At 72.9% G+C, this 16,000-nt stretch carries 15 protein-coding genes; 5 read left to right on the forward strand and 10 right to left on the reverse strand.

Annotation, left to right across the window (positions count from 1 at the left end):
- Positions 1–285 precede the first annotated feature (285 nt).
- Positions 286–705, forward strand: a complete 420-nt coding sequence (locus ADL22_RS04615) for a hypothetical protein (RefSeq protein ID WP_066974111.1) — start codon at positions 286–288, stop codon at positions 703–705.
- Positions 706–735: 30 nt separating this feature from the next.
- Entirely contained in the window at positions 736–1,464 is a 729-nt protein-coding gene (locus ADL22_RS04620; protein WP_066974112.1) for a nucleotidyltransferase family protein, read from the forward strand.
- A gap of 218 nt (positions 1,465–1,682) precedes the next feature.
- On the opposite strand, the gene ADL22_RS04625 is transcribed toward ADL22_RS04620, so the two are convergent.
- From ADL22_RS04625 to ADL22_RS04655, 7 genes are all read right to left on the reverse strand, one after another.
- Positions 1,683–3,266 (reverse strand): DoxX family protein, encoded by a 1,584-nt coding sequence (locus ADL22_RS04625; RefSeq protein WP_199836214.1) that lies wholly within the window; start codon positions 3,264–3,266, stop codon positions 1,683–1,685.
- Positions 3,267–3,443: 177 nt separating this feature from the next.
- Positions 3,444–4,397, reverse strand: coding sequence for a 23S rRNA (guanosine(2251)-2'-O)-methyltransferase RlmB (rlmB, locus tag ADL22_RS04630; protein ID WP_066974114.1), 954 nt, complete (start codon positions 4,395–4,397; stop codon positions 3,444–3,446).
- 151 nt (positions 4,398–4,548) lie between these two features.
- Positions 4,549–5,946, reverse strand: coding sequence for a cysteine--tRNA ligase (gene cysS, locus ADL22_RS04635; protein WP_066974115.1), 1,398 nt, complete (start codon positions 5,944–5,946; stop codon positions 4,549–4,551).
- A 110-nt stretch (positions 5,947–6,056) separates the two neighbouring features.
- Complete coding sequence (locus ADL22_RS04640; protein ID WP_066974116.1) at positions 6,057–6,461, reverse strand: PPOX class F420-dependent oxidoreductase; 405 nt, start codon at positions 6,459–6,461, stop codon at positions 6,057–6,059.
- Positions 6,462–6,666: 205 nt separating this feature from the next.
- Positions 6,667–7,191 carry a 2-C-methyl-D-erythritol 2,4-cyclodiphosphate synthase gene (gene ispF / locus ADL22_RS04645; RefSeq protein WP_066974117.1) on the reverse strand — a complete coding sequence of 175 codons (525 nt, stop codon included), beginning with the start codon at positions 7,189–7,191 and terminating at the stop codon, positions 6,667–6,669.
- On the reverse strand, positions 7,178–7,924 hold the full coding sequence (gene ispD / locus ADL22_RS04650) for a 2-C-methyl-D-erythritol 4-phosphate cytidylyltransferase (protein ID WP_066974118.1): 747 nt from the start codon (positions 7,922–7,924) through the stop codon (positions 7,178–7,180). The genes ispF and ispD overlap by 14 nt, the downstream gene beginning before the upstream one ends.
- Positions 7,925–8,325: 401 nt before the next feature.
- A complete protein-coding gene (locus ADL22_RS04655; RefSeq protein WP_003953493.1) occupies positions 8,326–8,808 on the reverse strand; it encodes a CarD family transcriptional regulator in 483 nt (160 codons plus the stop codon).
- 783 nt (positions 8,809–9,591) lie between these two features.
- Between ADL22_RS04655 and ADL22_RS04660 the strand changes: the two genes are divergently transcribed.
- Positions 9,592–10,191 carry a DUF461 domain-containing protein gene (locus tag ADL22_RS04660; protein WP_066974119.1) on the forward strand — a complete coding sequence of 200 codons (600 nt, stop codon included), beginning with the start codon at positions 9,592–9,594 and terminating at the stop codon, positions 10,189–10,191.
- 147 nt (positions 10,192–10,338) lie between these two features.
- Here the strand turns inward: ADL22_RS04660 and ADL22_RS04665 are convergent, their stop codons facing one another.
- The gene (locus tag ADL22_RS04665; protein WP_016572018.1) at positions 10,339–11,019 is read right to left on the reverse strand and encodes a response regulator transcription factor; all 681 of its coding nucleotides are present in this window, start codon (positions 11,017–11,019) and stop codon (positions 10,339–10,341) included.
- Positions 11,016–12,308 carry a sensor histidine kinase gene (locus ADL22_RS04670; RefSeq protein ID WP_066974120.1) on the reverse strand — a complete coding sequence of 431 codons (1,293 nt, stop codon included), beginning with the start codon at positions 12,306–12,308 and terminating at the stop codon, positions 11,016–11,018. The genes ADL22_RS04665 and ADL22_RS04670 overlap by 4 nt, the downstream gene beginning before the upstream one ends.
- 363 nt (positions 12,309–12,671) lie before the next feature.
- Here ADL22_RS04670 and phoU point away from each other — a divergent pair, with 363 nt between their 5' ends.
- Positions 12,672–13,349, forward strand: a complete 678-nt coding sequence (phoU, locus tag ADL22_RS04675; protein ID WP_066974121.1) for a phosphate signaling complex protein PhoU — start codon at positions 12,672–12,674, stop codon at positions 13,347–13,349.
- 371 nt (positions 13,350–13,720) lie between these two features.
- Here phoU and ADL22_RS04680 read toward each other — a convergent pair whose 3' ends face one another.
- The gene (locus ADL22_RS04680) at positions 13,721–14,485 is read right to left on the reverse strand and encodes a phosphoglyceromutase (protein ID WP_066974122.1); all 765 of its coding nucleotides are present in this window, start codon (positions 14,483–14,485) and stop codon (positions 13,721–13,723) included.
- A 259-nt stretch (positions 14,486–14,744) separates the two neighbouring features.
- Here ADL22_RS04680 and ADL22_RS04685 point away from each other — a divergent pair.
- On the forward strand, positions 14,745–16,000 hold a 1,256-nt coding region (locus ADL22_RS04685; RefSeq protein WP_066974123.1), incomplete at its 3' end, for an MDR family MFS transporter.

Consider the following 16,000-nt stretch of genomic DNA (forward strand, 5'->3'; position numbering starts at 1 on the left):
GGGGGGGGCGGCCGGGGCGGCTGAGAGCCGGGGCCGCCCCGGCCGCCCCTTCCCCTTCCCCTCCCCGCCCCGTTCATCGCGGCGTTTGGCGCCGCGGTGGTACGGGGTAATGCGGCCGAGCCCCGCCGATCGCCGCCGATCCCCACCGAAACCCCGCAAAACGCACCCAGGAAGCGGCTTTTCGTACCAGTGCGTCAACCCAACAACCGCACCGACGAGCCATTCCGTCCCCCGATAAGGTGACCAAATGTCGCCAAATCATCACTGCTCGCTACCATCGCGAACGTGAACTCCGCAGCCCGCCGTATCGGCCGAACTCTCGCCCTCGTCCTGCCCGTCGTCCTCGTGCTCTCCGGGACCCTCGCGGTCACCCGCGTCCCGTGGTCCTCGAAGACCGCCGAGTCGCAGGTGCTCGCCGCGTCCTCGGGGAAGGTCTCCACCAAGGCCGGCACCGCCCGGAGCGCCCAGGACGCCCTCCGGGACCGCCTCCTGGTCGAACTCCAGGAGAAGGACCCCGGTGTCGCCCTGACGCACCTCCAGGAGGCCACCACCGCCCGGCCCTCGCTGGCCAAGCACTGCGCCTCCATCGCCCGCGCCCTCGGCCGCGCCGCGGTCGCCAAGTACGGGGCCGCGCACCGCGCCCAGGCGTTCTCCCGCCCGGTGTGCGACACCTCCTTCGCGTCCGGCGTGGCCGCCGCCCAGTGACCGCTGCTCGCACCGCATAGGGTGCGAACCATGACCGGCATTCCGCACCCGCACCCCACGCAGGCCGTGGTCCTGGCCGGTGGCCAGGGCTCGCGTCTCCGCCCGTACACCGATGACCGACCCAAGCCGATGGTCGAGATTCCCGGTACCGGAACCCCGATCATCGGCCATCAGCTGACCTGGCTCGCCGAGCAGGGCGTCACCGACGCCGTGATCTCCTGCGGCCACCTCGCCGAGGTCCTCCAGGAGTGGCTGGACCGCACCGAACTCCCCTTGCGCGCCACGACCGTTGTCGAGAACGAGCCGCTGGGCCGCGGCGGCGGCCTGAAGTACGCCGCCGGCTTCCTCCCCCGCCCGGACGAGCCGTGGTACGCCACCAACGGCGACATCTGGACCCGCTTCCCGCTCCGCGAGATGGCCGACTTCCACCACGAGCGCGATGCCGCGGCCACCCTGGCGCTGGCCCGTCCGCGCATCCCCTGGGGCGTCGTCGAGACCGACGCCTTCGGCCACGTCCTCGACTTCATCGAGGCGCCGCCCTCCCCGTACTTGATCAACGCGGGCGTCTACGTCTTCTCCGCGGCCTTCACCGCGCTGCTGCCCGACCGGGGCGACCACGAGCGCACCACCTTCCCGCGCCTGGCCCGGGAACGCCGGCTGGCCGGCTACCCGCTCCCCCAGGGCGCCTACTGGCGCGCCATCGACACCGCCAAGGACCTCACGGAGGCGGCCAAGGAGCTGGCGGCGCAGGGGCGTTGAGCGGCCGGAGCCGCAGAGCCCCCCACGGGCGCCCTACGGCGGGTCCCTGACGGTACGGGCCCCAAGCCCCGCCCTAACCCCTCCGCCCTCTCAGGCGCGCCCCCAGCCCCGCCACACACACCTGTGCCGCACCCCACCCTCCCCCAGGGTGCGATGCGGCACAGCCGTCATCCCTACGTCCGGCTACGTCCGGTCCACGAAGCGGGGCCCCCGCCCCCTCACCCCAGCAACCCGCCCAACGTGCCGCCGTGCCCCGAGTCGCCCCCGGGGGTGCCGCTGCTGGAGCTGCCCGAGCTGCCGGTGGTGCCGCCGCCGGAGCCGCCCGCGGGGGTCTGGCTGCGGGGCGGGACGCGGCTGGGCGCCGACTGCTGCGGGGCGCTGGTGGTCGCCCCGGGGCGGCGGGTGGTGCCGCCGGTGCGGCTGCCGGCCGTCGGCGTACCGGGCGCCGAGGCGGTCGGCGTGCCCGGCGTGTGCGCCTTCTGGGAGGCGCTGGTCGAGGGCGTGCCGTGGCGGCCGGGGGTGTGGTGGCCCGGCCGGGGGGCGCGGTGGCCCGGGGTGGGCAGCGGCGAGCCGGGGAGGTTGTTGATCGCGGGCTCGCCGGGGCGCGGTACGGTCGGCACCCGCGCGGTCCGTACGGCGCCGCCCAGCAGCGAGCCGATGAGCAGGGTCAGCCCGACCACCATCGTGGTCATGACGGCGCCGCGGCGCAGCACCCGGCGGCGCAGCGCGCCGAGCTCGACGCGCGGGCCGAGCCGCCGCCACGCCTCGCCGGCGAGCCGGGCGTCCATGGAGTAGACCGGGGCGCCGGCGATGATCAGCGGGCTCCAGGCGGCGAGGTAGATGATGTCGGGGGCGTCGTAGGCGGGGACGGTGCGCCAGCTGACGGTCATCAGCAGCGCGGCGGAGAGCAGCGCGCCGAACGACGCGGCGACCCGCTGCCACAGTCCGCAGATCGTCAGCACGCCCACCACGACCTGGAGGAACGCCACCGTCAGCCCGGCGCCGACCGGGTGCCCGACGGCGAAGTCCCGCAGCGGGACGGCCAGTTCCCAGGGGTTGAGGGAGAGCAGCCAGGTGACCATCGAGCCGCGCCGGCCGCCGTCGAAGTAGACCGGGTCGCAGAGCTTGCCCATCCCGGCGTAGACCGAGATCAGGCCGAGGAAGATCCGCAGCGGGAGGAGGACCACGCCGAGGTTCATCCGGCGGCCGGGGTAGTAGGCGTGCCGGACGCTGTCGCCGCCGCGGCGCCGGGAGCCGGTGTCGTAGCGGTCGCGGGCCTCGAAGCGGTCGTCGTCGCGGCCGTCCTCGGCGTCGCCGTAGCGGCGGACGGCGAGCGGGGCGGGGATCGCGCGGGTGGGGCGCGGGAGGGTGTCCTCGGCGTCGGCGGGGCCGCGCTGGCCGACGACCGTGGAGGCGGGGGAGTCGCCGAGCCGGACCCGGGGCAGGACCTGGGTGGTGCCGACGTCCTCGGCCTGCGCGGTGTCCGGGCCGTTGCCCGCGTCGCGGACGGCGTGCAGGAGCTGGGTGGTGGCGCCGGCGGTGCCGGCCGGTCCGGTGCGGCCGCTCCAGACCACGGGCGTGCGGCGTCTGGGCGGCGATCCGCGGAGGGCGGGGACGCGCGCGGTCTCGGCCAGCGGGCGGGCCGCCGCGGGCGCGGCGAGCTGGACGCGGAAGCTGGCGTGGTTGACGATGACCTGCGCGGGATCGCACGGCACCTTGACCGAGCTCAGGACCGGCTCGTCGTCGAAGCCCGACGAGCGTCCCCCCGTAGGTGTGCGGGGTGTTCTGGTGTCCACGCTCATCTAACCGAGTGACCCCCGGTTAAGACACTGCCTTGACCGGCCCGATCTGTCCGAGACCCGTCAAAAGATCACGGGATGCGGCGGGGTCGTACGGAGGGTGACGCTCTGCCCCTGGCCGGGCGGCACGCGGGCCGGCCCGGCCGGGGGCGGGGTGCCGGGGACGCCCGGCGGCGGCCGTCAGCCGCGGCGGCGGGCCGCCTCCCACAGGACGACACCGGCCGCGACACCGGCGTTCAGCGACTCCGCGCCGCCCGGCATCGGGATCCGCACCCGCACGTCGCAGGTCTCGCCGACCAGCCGCGACAGGCCCTTGCCCTCGCTGCCGACGACGATGACGACCGGGCCGTCCAGCACCTGGAGGTCCTGCAGCTCCACCTCGCCGTCCGCCGCCAGCCCGACGACCGTCAGACCGGCCTTCTGGTACGACTCCAGGGCGCGGGTGAGGTTGGTGGCGCGGGCCACCGGCGTACGGGCCGCGGTGCCCGCCGAGGTCTTCCAGGCGCCGGCGGTCATCCCGGCCGCCCGGCGCTCCGGGACGACCACGCCGTGCCCGCCGAAGGCGGAGACCGACCGGACCACGGCGCCGAGGTTGCGCGGGTCGGTGACGCCGTCCAGGGCGACGATCAGCGGGTCCTCGGCGGCGTCGAAGGCGGCCGCCGCGAGGTCCTCCGGGTGCGCGTACTCGTACGGCGGGATCTGCGCGACCAGGCCCTGGTGGTTCAGGCCGTTGGTCATGCGGTCCAGCTCGGGGCGCGGGGCCTCCATGATGTTCAGCCCGCGCTCGGTGGCGAGCTGGAGCGCCTCGCGGACCCGCTCGTCGTTGTCGATGAACTGCTGGACGTACAGCGTCGTCGCCGGTACGCCCTCGCGCAGCGCCTCGACCACGGGGTTGCGGCCGACGACCAGCTCCGCGGTGCCCTTGGGGCCGCCGCGGCGGGGCGCGGGCCGGCGGGCGGCGGCCTGCTTGGCCTTGGCGTTGGCGACGCGGTTCTTGACGTGCCCCTTGCGCGCGGACGCGGGCGGGGTCGGGCCCTTGCCTTCCAGGGACCGGCGCCGCTTACCGCCACTGCCGACCTGAGCGCCCTTCTTGTTCGACGTGCGGCGGTTCCTGCGCTGGCTGTTGCCGGCCATGGGTCACCTGTTTCTTCACTGCTCTCGACGTCTCGCGACGTGGAGTGGGTACGTACGTATGGTCGTAAGTGTCGCCCGCGGCCACCGGGAAGGGCGAATCCGGCTGGTGGCCGGGGGTGCGCGGCCCCGGGACGTGCCCCGGGGCCGGGTGTCAGGACAGCGACCAGCGGGGGCCCGAGGGGGTGTCCTCGATGCTCAGGCCGGACTGCTGGAGCTGGTCGCGGATGGCGTCGGCGGTGGCGTAGTCCTTGCGGGCCCGGGCCGACTGCCGCTGCTCCAGGACGAGCCGGACGAGGGAGTCCACGACGCCGTGCAGGTCCTCGCCGCGGTCCGTGCCGCCGCCGGACCAGCGCTCGTCGAGCGGGTCCAGGCCCAGCACGCCCAGCATGGCGCGGACCTCGGCCAGCCGGGCCACGGCCGCTTCCTTGTCGTCGGCGGTCAGCGCGGCGTTGCCCTGGCGGACGGTGGTGTGCACGATCGCCAGCGCCTGCGGGACGCCGAGGTCGTCGTCCATCGCCTCGGCGAACGCCGGCGGGACCTCCGCCGCGGGGGCGACGGCCTCGCCGGCCTTCTCCACCACCCGCTGGACGAAGCCCTCGATCCGGGCGAACGCCGACTCGGCCTCGCGCAGCGCGTCCTCGCTGTACTCGATCATCGAGCGGTAGTGGGGGGTGCCGAGGTAGTAGCGCAGGACGATGGGGCGCCAGCGCTTGACCATCTCCGAGACCAGCACGGAGTTGCCGAGCGACTTGGACATCTTCTCGCCGCTCATCGTCACCCAGGCGTTGTGCGCCCAGTACGCGGCGAAGTCGTCGCCGAACGCCTTGGCCTGCGCGATCTCGTTCTCGTGGTGCGGGAAGACCAGGTCGACGCCGCCGCCGTGGATGTCGAAGGCGGTTCCCAGGTACTTGTGGGCCATGGCCGAGCACTCCAGGTGCCAGCCCGGGCGGCCGCGGCCCCAGGGGGTCTCCCAGCTGGGCTCGCCCTCCTTGGCGGCCTTCCACATCGCGAAGTCGCGCGGGTCCCGCTTGCCGGTCTCGCCCTCGCCGGACGGCTGCCGGAGGTTGTCCAACTCCTGCTTGGAGAGCTGGAGGTACTCCGGGAACGAGCGGACGTCGAAGTAGACGTTGCCGTCGGCGGCGTAGGCGTGGCCGCGCTCGATCAGGCCGCGCATCATCTCGATCATCTCGGGGATGTGGCCCGTGGCGCGCGGCTCGTAGGTGGGGCGCAGGCAGCCGAGGGTGTCGTAGGCCGTGTTGAAGGCGACCTCGTTCTCGTAGCCGATCGCCCACCACGGGCGGCCCTGCTCGGCCGACTTCTGGATGATCTTGTCGTCGATGTCCGTCACATTGCGGACGAAGGTCACGTCGTAGCCGCGGTAGGCGAACCAGCGGCGCATGATGTCGAAGTTCAGTCCCGACCGGATGTGCCCGATGTGCGGGGCGGCCTGCACGGTCGCGCCACAGAGGTAGATCGAGACACAGCCCGGGCGGAGCGGGGTGAAATCACGGATCTGCCGGGCGCTGGTGTCGTACAGGCGAATCGTCACGGGAACAGGGTAGTCGGAACGCGGCCGTGCCCCATGCCCTATGGGACATGGGGGCACAGATGCGTCACAGTCGTCCGATTCGCCGGGATTTCCGGCCCGGCGCTGCGGGGTCAGAGCCGGCCGAGGACCTTCCGCGGGGTGATCCGGACCACCACCCGCTCGTTGTCGTTGGCCGCGTCGGCGTTGAACTCCGCGTACTTCTTGCCGGTGTACTTCAGCGACAGCTCGTCGATCAGCTCCTGGCCGCCCTCGGTGGTCACGATCGCCTCGCCGCGGATCTCGGCGTAGGTGTACGGGGCGTCGAACGGCTGGAGAACGACCGAAATACGCGGGTCGCGGCGGAGGTTGCGCTCCTTGCGGCGGCCGACGGTCGTGGAGATCAGCAGGTCCTCGCCGTCCCGCTTCACCCAGACCGGGGACAGCTGCGGGCTGCCGTCCGGCTGGATCGTGGCGACCGTGACGAAGACCGGGGAGTCGAGGAGCTCCTTGAGCTTGTCGGAGAGCAGTGCAGTCACGAACGTTCCTTCCCGCGGGCCGAACCGGTGGCGCGCCGATGGCGTGGCGTGCGGTCCGATGGCGTGGCTTGCGATGGTCAGACCTTCCAGACCTACCCAGCTTTGCTCCTCAACGCCCCGTGCGGCGGCGGCATTCCCCCGCGGTACGGCCGTTCGGGGGAACGACGCGCGGGAACGGCCAGTTCAGGCCACCTTGCCGCCGCGCTCAGCCGGTGCGCACCACCAGGGCGGTGGCGATCGCGGCCAGCCCCTCGGCCCGGCCGGTCAGCCCCAGCCCGTCGGTCGTGGTGCCGGAGACCGCCACCGGCGCGCCGGCCGCCGCCGACAGCGCCCGCTGCGCCTCGTCCCGGCGCTTGCCGATCTTCGGCCGGACGCCGATGACCTGTACGGCGATATTGCCGATGGCGAAGCCCTCGGCGCGCACGATCCGCGCCGCCTCGGCCAGCAGCGTCACCCCGGAGGCGCCGGACCACTCCGGGCGGGAGGTGCCGAAGTGCGCGCCGAGGTCGCCGACGCCGGCCGCGGAGAACAGCGCGTCGCAGGCGGCGTGCGCGGCCACGTCGCCGTCGCTGTGCCCGGCCAGGCCGTAGCCGCCGCTCTCCGCGGCGTCCCAGAGCAGTCCGGCGCACCACAGCTCGCGGCCCGGTTCGAAGGCGTGCACGTCGGTGCCGATCCCGACCAGCGGCAGGCCGGGGAGCGCGGGCCGCCCGGACGCGTCAGACGTAGCCATCGGTGGCCCTCCTCCGGGCGAGTACGGCCTCGGCCAGGACGAGGTCCAGCGGCCGGGTCACCTTGAACGCCTCCTCGTGGCCCGGGACGAGCACCACCGGCTCGCCGAGCCGCTCCACCAGCCCGGCGTCGTCGGTGGCGCCCTCGCCCTCGACGACGGCCTCGTGGGCCCTGCGGAGCGTCGGCAGGTCGAAGCCCTGCGGGGTCTGCACGGCGCGCAGCAGCGCCCGCTCCGGGGTGCCGGTCACCGGCTCCGGGATGCCCTGGGGGCGCGGCTCGACCTGCTTGACGGTGTCGGTGACCGGGAGCGCGGGGACCACGGCCGGGGCGCCGGCGCGGACCGCGGCGATCACCGCGTCCACGGTCTCGACGGGGACCAGCGGGCGGGCCGCGTCGTGGACCAGCACCACCTCGATGCCGTCCGGGAGCGCCGCCAGTCCGAGCCGGACGGATTCCTGGCGGGTGGCGCCGCCGGGGACGACGGTCAGGTCGGTGCGGTCGGCGAGCGGGTGGGCGTCGAGCAGCCGGCGGACCTCGTCCGGGCCGTCCGGCGGGGCGACCACGACGATATGGGTGACGGCGCGCGAGGCGGCCATCGCACGGACCGCGTGGACCAGCATCGGGGTGCCGCCCAGGGTGCGCAGCGCCTTGGGGGTGCCGGGGCCGAGCCGGACGCCGCGGCCGGCGGCGGGGATGACCGCCGCGGTACGGGCCGGGCGGGAGGGTTCTGACATCGATGGCTCCGAAAGTCCGGGCGGGCCCGGAATTGGGGCAGACAGGTTTGTTTCCTCGGGCGGGGTGGGTATGGCCTGGAGGAGTGCCGGGCGCCACGCCCTGACCGGAACCCTTCCGTGACGCCGGTCGGGCGGCGAGCCCGGGCCCGGCACGCCACCAAGGGCCCCACCGGAGCCCGGCCGGCTTCACCGGGGAAGCCGCCGGATCGGCACGGCGGCCTTTTCACGTACGCGCACCATCCGCGGATATGCCACAGCAGATATGCCGCAGCGCCCGGCAACAGACCCTCCGCTGGGGACGGTCGTCACTCGGGCACCGCGGCATTGCTGCTGCGTCGTCTACGGTGTCGCACACTCGGCGGCGGCACACCGCTGATGCGGCGCGGCCGGCGTGCGCGTCGTCAGGACGCGAGGACCTCGTCGAGCAGGGCCTCGGCCTTGTCCTCGTTGGTGTTCTCCGCGAGGGCGAGCTCGCTCACCAGGATCTGGCGGGCCTTGGCGAGCATCCTCTTCTCACCTGCGGACAGACCGCGCTCGCGCTCACGCCGCCAGAGGTCGCGGACGACCTCGGCGACCTTGATCACGTCGCCGGAAGCGAGCTTCTCGAGATTTGCCTTGTAGCGCCGGGACCAGTTCGTCGGCTCTTCGGCGTACGGTGCGCGGAGCACCTCGAAGACCCGGTCCAGCCCGTCCTGACCAACCACGTCGCGTACGCCGACGAACTCCGCATTGTCCGCTGGCACACGAACAGTCAAGTCGCCCTGGGCGACCTTCAGCACCAAGTAGGTCTTGTCCACGCCTTTGATCTGGCGAGTTTCGATGGCCTCGATCAGCGCGGCCCCGTGATGGGGATAGACCACGGTGTCGCCAACCTTGAACGTCATGTGACAGGTACCCCTTCCGTGGCTATCCATGCTAACACGGGAACGGGCCGTTCTGAATGGCGTTTTCGCAGGTCAGGGCATATCTCGGGGCTTGACAACAGCGGCCGGGACGTGCTGCGAGGGGCCCCGCGGAGCAGGTATTCGCAGGTCGGAGGCGCTTCGCGGGCGAACGGAAAGCCGCCCGCAGAGCGCCGGAAACACAATGATCAATGGGGTGAATGTCCCGGTTTGCACCGATCCGCTTGAGCGAGTTCCGCTACTCCGTTCGGACGCTCGGTGGCCGTCCGGGGGTGATTCCCGGAATTGATCAACCGCTCCGCGCGGCGGTGTGTGATCAATTCCGGGTGCCTTGTGCATTCCTTGTGAATACCGCTTTTCACCGGCGGAAACAGGCCGGGCGCCACTCGAACAGCCGCGTGCCGAATATGCCACCCAGTTCTGCCGGAGATCGGCGGGGAGAGGAACGGCGAGATGGGCGGGGAGATCCGCCGGGATCGGGGTGGGCCGCGTATCGGGAAATGGCGGGCGGGAGGGTCCGGGGCGGTCGGCGGGTCCGCGCGCCGGCGGGGCGGGCGGCGCCGGCTGCGGGCGCGTGATCGCCCAGGGGGCGGGTCGGGTGCGGCACCGCGAGGGCGGCTCGGTAACCTAGCGGCGCTGACCCACCCTTAGGGCGGCTTTACGTGCCCGTCGCCGTGACGCGTACGCGAGTCCGCCCTCAGCCGTCCATCCGCGACCGGGCACGAACGTTCGGCCGCCGTAGCTCGTCAAGGAGATGCCGCCGCCGTGAGCCGCAGCCTTCGACGCGGCGTCCTCGCCGCCACCGTCCTTACGCTCTCGATCGCCACCCTTTCCGCGTGCGGTGCCGGGAGCGACGCCCAGACGCTGGAGGTCAAGCCGGACAACGCCGAGACCAGCGTCGGCGACATCAAGGTCCAGAACGCCAATGTCGTCACCCAGCCCGACGTCAACGCCAAGGGCCCGGCCGCGATCACCGCGACGGTCTTCAACTCCGGCACCAAGGACCAGCAGCTGACCGGGATCTCGGTCGACGGCACCGGCCAGTCGGCCAAGCTGTCCGGGAAGATCACCGTGCCGGCCGGCGGCTCGGTCGTCATCGGCGGCAAGGGCAACGCCAACGCCCTGCTGGAGAGCGGCCGGGAGGCCGTCCAGGACGGCAACGTCCAGCCGCTGACCTTCAGCTTCAGCTCCACCGGCAAGGTCAAGCTGAACGCCTACGTCGTCCCGGCGAAGAACATCTTCGAGAGCTACGGCCCGTCCCAGGCGCCGCAGCCCTCCACCTCCGCGAGCGGCACGCCGGGCGCGCCGTCCGGCTCCCCGTCGTCCTCGGGCAAGCCCTCGGAGTCCGCGCACGCCGGCCACTGAGCCGCCCGGTCTGCCGGGCGGACACCCCGGCAGACGCAGAAACAGCGCAAGGGGCGCCTCTCCCGGTCGGGAGGGGCGCCCCTTGCGCCGCGTACGTACCGGGGCGCGGCGGTCTGCCGATCAGCGCGGCCTACGCGGCCTGTCGGCCTACGGCTCGAACTTGTACCCCAGGCCGCGGACCGTCACCAGATAGCGCGGGGCGCCCGGGTCCGGCTCGATCTTGGCGCGCAGCCGCTTCACATGGACGTCGAGGGTCTTGGTGTCGCCCACGTAGTCGGCGCCCCAGACCCGGTCGATCAGCTGCATCCGGGTCAGCACCCGGCCGGCGTTGCGCAGCAGCATCTCCAGGAGGTCGAACTCCTTCAGCGGCAGGTCGACCTTGCCGCCGGAGACCGTGACGACGTGGCGGTCCACGTCCATCCGGACCGGGCCGGCCTCCAGGGCCTGCGGGGCGACCTCCTCCGGCTCGCCGCGGCGGCGCAGCACGGCCCGGATCCGGGCGACCAGCTCCCGGGACGAGAAGGGCTTGGTGACGTAGTCGTCGGCGCCTATTTCGAGACCGACGACCTTGTCGATCTCGCTGTCCTTGGCGGTCACCATGATGACGGGGACGTTGGAGCGGCCGCGCAGCTGGCGGCAGACCTCGGTGCCGGGCAGGCCGGGGAGCATGAGGTCCAGCAGGACGAGGTCGGCGCCGTTGCGCTCGAACTCGTCCAGGCCGTCGGGGCCGGTCGCCGCGACGGCGACCTCGAAGCCCTCCTTGCGGAGCATGTACGACAGTGCGTCGCTGAACGATTCCTCGTCCTCGACAACGAGCACTCGGGTCACGGAAGGACCTCCGGGGCTGGGTGAGCTGGCAGCGGATCGGTGAAGGTCTCGTACGGGCGGTCCTCGTCGTCGAGGCCCTCCGCGGTCAGGTCCGAGGGCCGTTCGCGGTCGCGTACGGCCCCGGCTTCCGGGAGACGCAGGGTGAAGGTGGAGCCCTGTCCCTCGGCGCTCCACACCGTGACCTCCCCGCCGTGCGAGGCGGCCACGTGCTTGACGATGGCGAGGCCGAGGCCGGTCCCGCCGGTGGCGCGCGAGCGCGCCGGGTCCACGCGGTAGAACCGCTCGAAGATGCGGTCCCGGTCCTTTTCGGATATCCCGATGCCCTGGTCGGTCACCGCGATCTCGATCAAGTCGCCGCCGGGCGAGGGGACCCGGCGGGCGGATATCCCGACGCGGGTGCGCGCCGGGGAGTAGTTGACGGCGTTCTCGACGAGATTGCCGAGGGCGGCGGCGAGCTGGCCGCGGTTGCCCCAGACGTGCAGGCCGGCCGGGGCCGCGCCGTCCGGGCCGCCGGTGGAGTGGGCGATGGTGATCTGCTTGGTGCCGGCCTGCTGGCGGCAGCGGTCGACCGCCTCGGCGACCAGCTCGTCCACCGCGACCGGCTCGGCGTCCTCCAGCGGGTCGTCGTTCTGCACCCGGGAGAGGTCGATCAGTTCCTGGACGAGGTTGGTCAGGCGGGTGGCCTCGTTCTGCATGCGGCCGGCGAAGCGGGTGACCGCCTCGGGGTCGTCGCTGGCGTCCATGACGGCCTCGGAGAGCAGCGAGAGCGCGCCGACCGGCGTCTTGAGCTCATGGCTGACGTTCGCCACGAAGTCGCGGCGGACGGCCTCGATGCGGCGGGCCTCGGTGAGGTCCTCGACCAGCAGCAGGACCAGCCGGGAGCCGAGCGGTGCGACCCGGGCGGAGACCGCCAGGGCGTCGCCGCCGCGGCCGGTGCCGCGCCGCGGCAGATCCAGCTCGACCTGGCGTATCTCGCCGTCGCGGCGGGTGTCGCGGGCCATCTGGAGCATCGGCTCGACGGCGAGCCGGCCGCCGCGGACCAGCCCGAGCGCGTACGCCGCGGAGCTGGCCTTGACGACCGTGTCGGCCTCGTCCAGGACGACGGCGGAGGAGCGCAGCACGGACAGGACGGTGTCGACTCCGGGCGGCAGGACGGCTTCGGTGTGCAGGGACGTGCGGGTGGGCTTGACCTGGTCCCGCTCGCTCCAGCGGAACGCCAGCATGGCGAAGACGCCGGTGCACAGACCGGCGAGCGCTGCCATGGCGGCGACGGCCGCGTCCACGTTCATGAATCCAGAGTATGTGCCGGGTCCGACACTCCCCCAGCGTCCGGAGCCGCTGGTCGGACACCCTTCGCCCAGAGTTCACCGAGGCGTCGGTGACGGTTCACCGGCCGCGCCGGGCGGGCCGGGCGGGGGCCCGGGCGGCCGCGGCGGGGACGCCCAGAGTTCACCTCCAGGCCCCCGCCGGTTCACCTCCGGTGGCCCCGCAGGTCGCGATCCGGCCGCACAGTGGGCGTGCGGGGCCCGCCGGCGGCCGGTCCGTGGGAGCGTAGGCGCGACGGCCACCGCACCCACCCCACGCACCCTCCCCGGCGCCGGCACCCCCGGCCCCGGGAGCACCCGAACCCTCGAAGCGAGAGAAGGTCACTGATGCGGGACGCGTACCACGAGGAGCTGGACTCGATCAGCGAGGGCCTGGTCGAGATGGCCCGGCTCGTCGGCTCCGCGATCGGGCGCGCCACCACGGCGATACTCGACGCGGACCTGAAGCTGGCCGAAAACGTCATCGCCGCCGACGAGAAGGTGGACGACCTCCAGCGCGATCTGGAGGCGCGGGCGATAGCCCTGCTGGCCCGCCAGCAGCCGGTCGCCACCGACCTGCGGATCGTCGTCACCTCGCTGCGGATGAGCGCCGACCTGGAGCGCTCCGGCGACCTCGCGCAACACGTCGCCAAGCTGGCCCGGCTGCGGTTCCCGGACCGGGCGGTGCCGCGCGATCTGCACGCCACGATCCTGGAGATGGGGCAGCTGGCGCAGCGCCTGATGGCGAAGGCCGGCGAGGTCATCATCACCAAGGACGTGGACCTCGCGCTCCAGCTGGAGCAGGACGACGACGCCATGGACATGCTGCACCGCACGCTCTTCCAGCACCTGATGGACGACCGCTGGAAGCACGGCATCGAGACGGCCGTGGACGTGACCCTGCTGGGCCGTTATTACGAGCGGTTCGCGGACCACGCGGTCTCGGTGGCCAAGCGCGTGGTCTACCTGGTCACCGGCGAGCACGCCGACGAGATCGCCCCGCCGACGGCGGTGGAGGGCGCGTAACGTGCGCCCACGCGCCGTTGACGCGCCTGTGCGCCCGGGCTTGCAATAAGCACCAGGTGACCCCTAGGAGGCGCATACATGGCACTCAAAGCGGACTCTCCGAACCGCGCGACCCGGAACGAGACGACGGCCGGCGACCGGCCGCTGCTCCCGCTCCTGAGCGGGTGCAGCTGCGGCCCCGGCTGCGGCTGCGGCTGCCAGTCCGGCGGCCCCTGCCAGTGCGGCGGCAGCTGCTGAACCTCCCGCCCCCGCGGCGACAACCCGTCCACCGGCCCCGCACCCACCCGGCGCGGCACCGGTGACACCGCGGCCCCGCCCGCCCGACCCACACGATCGGGCGGGCGGGGCCGCGGGCGTGTCCGGGGCGGGGGTTACTTCTTCTTGCCCTGGTTCTTCACGGCCTCGATGGCGGCGGCGGCGGCCTCCGGGTCGAGGTAGGTGCCGCCGGCGCGGACCGGCTTGAAGTCGGCGTCGAGCTCGTAGGAGAGCGGGATGCCGGTGGGGATGTTCAGGCCGGCGATGTCGGCGTCGGAGATGCCGTCGAGGTGCTTGACCAGCGCGCGGAGGCTGTTGCCGTGGGCCGCGACCAGGACCGTCTTGCCGGCCTTGAGGTCCGGGACGATGCCGTCGTACCAGTACGGCAGCATGCGGATGACGACGTCCTTGAGGCACTCGGTCCGCGGGCGCAGCTCCGGCGGCAGGTCCGTGTAACGGGGGTCGGCGAACTGCGAGAACTCCGCGTCGCGGTCGAGCGCGGGCGGCGGGGTGTCGTACGAGCGGCGCCAGAGCATGAACTGCTCCTCGCCGAACTCGGCCAGGGTCTGCGCCTTGTCCTTGCCCTGCAGCGCGCCGTAGTGGCGCTCGTTCAGCCGCCAGCTGCGGTGGACCGGGATCCAGTGGCGGTCGGCCGCCTCCAGGGCCAGCTGCGCGGTGCGGATGGCGCGCTTCTGGAGGGAGGTGTGCACGACGTCGGGGAGCAGGCCGGCCTCCTTGAGCAGCTCTCCGCCGCGGACCGCCTCCTTCTCGCCCTTGTCGTTGAGGTTGACGTCCACCCAGCCGGTGAACAGGTTCTTCGCGTTCCACTCGCTCTCGCCGTGGCGGAGCAGGATCAGCTTGTACGGTGCGTCGGTGGCCATGGCGTCGAGCGTAATCGACGGCCCGGGGTGACTTCGCGCACGCCCGCCACCTGCGCGGACCCGTGATCTCCGGGTGCGCCGACAGTTGACGATTCCCGTCAATCGAGTGGCGGGGTGACCCGTCGGTATGTAGGTTGCGCTTGGTGGGTTCGCCACTTACATCGGTTGGGTTCTTCGGTCGCGTCGGTTGGGTTGTCCGGTCGCGTCGGGTGGGTTCTTCGGTCGCGTCGGTTGCCTTGTGTCGGGGGGAGTTGTTGTCATGTTTGCGTCGACGTCCGGAGGGCGGCCCGGGGCCGCGGGCCGGCTGCGGCGGGCCGCGGTGCGGAGCGTGTCCGGGCTGCCCCGGCAGTTCTGGTGGCTGTGGACCAGCACGCTGATCAACCGGCTGGGCTCGTTCGTGGCCACCTTCCTCGCCCTCTACCTCACCGTGGAGCGCGGGTACTCGGCGTCGTACGCGGGCCTGGTCGGGGCGCTGTACGGGCTGGGCGGGGTGGTCTCGTCGGTCGGCGGCGGGGTGCTCGCCGACCGGCTCGGGCGGCGACCGACGCTGCTGATCTCGCAGCTGTCGACGGCGGCGTCGGTGGCGCTGCTGGGCTTCATGACCGATCCGGTGGCGATCGCGGCGGTGGCCTGCCTGGTCGGGATGGCGAGCAACGCCTCGCGGCCCGCCGTGCAGGCGATGATGGCCGATATCGTCGCGCCGGAGGACCGCGTCCGGGCCTTCTCGCTCAACTACTGGGCGATCAACCTCGGTTTCGCGGTCTCCTCGACGGCCGCCGGGCTGATCGCCCAACACGGCTATCTGGCGCTCTTCCTGGGCGAGGCCGCGCTCGTTCTGGCCTGCGCGGTGGTGGTCTTCGTCAAACTGCCGGAGTCGCGCCCCCAGGAGGCGGGCGGGCCCGGGGACGCGCCGGCGGACGCGGCCGGGGGCGGGAACGGGGGCGGCCCGGAGCGGGTCTCGATGCTGACGGTGCTGCGCGACGGCCGTTTCATGACCGTCGTCGGGCTGAATCTGCTGCTGGCGCTGATCTTCCAGCAGGCGTACGTCTCGATGCCGGTGGCGATGGGCCGGGACGGCTTCTCCAGCGCGGACTTCGGGGCGGTCATCGCGGTCAACGGGGTGCTGATCGTGCTGCTCCAGATCCCGGTCACCCGGTTCATCGAGCACCGCAGCCCGGCGCTGCTGCTGATCGGTTCGGCGCTGCTGGCGGGCTACGGCTTCGGGCTGACGGCGCTGGCCGGGTCGGTCGCCCTGTACGCGGTCGCGGTCGCCGTCTGGACGCTCGGCGAGATCATCAACTCCCCCACCCAGATGGGGCTGGTGGTGCGGCTGTCCCCGGTGCACGGACGCGGGCGCTACCAGGGCATGTACGCCCTCTCCTGGTCGGTCGCCTCGCTGACCGCCCCGCTGCTGGGCGGCACGGTCATCGACCACTACGGCGCCAACGCGCTGTGGGCCGGCTGCGCGGCGGTCGGCACGGTGGCGGCGGTGGGGTACGGGGTGCTGCTGCGGCG

The organism is Streptomyces sp. NRRL F-4489, assembly GCF_001509485.1.
Classification (GTDB): Bacteria; Actinomycetota; Actinomycetes; order Streptomycetales; family Streptomycetaceae; genus Streptomyces.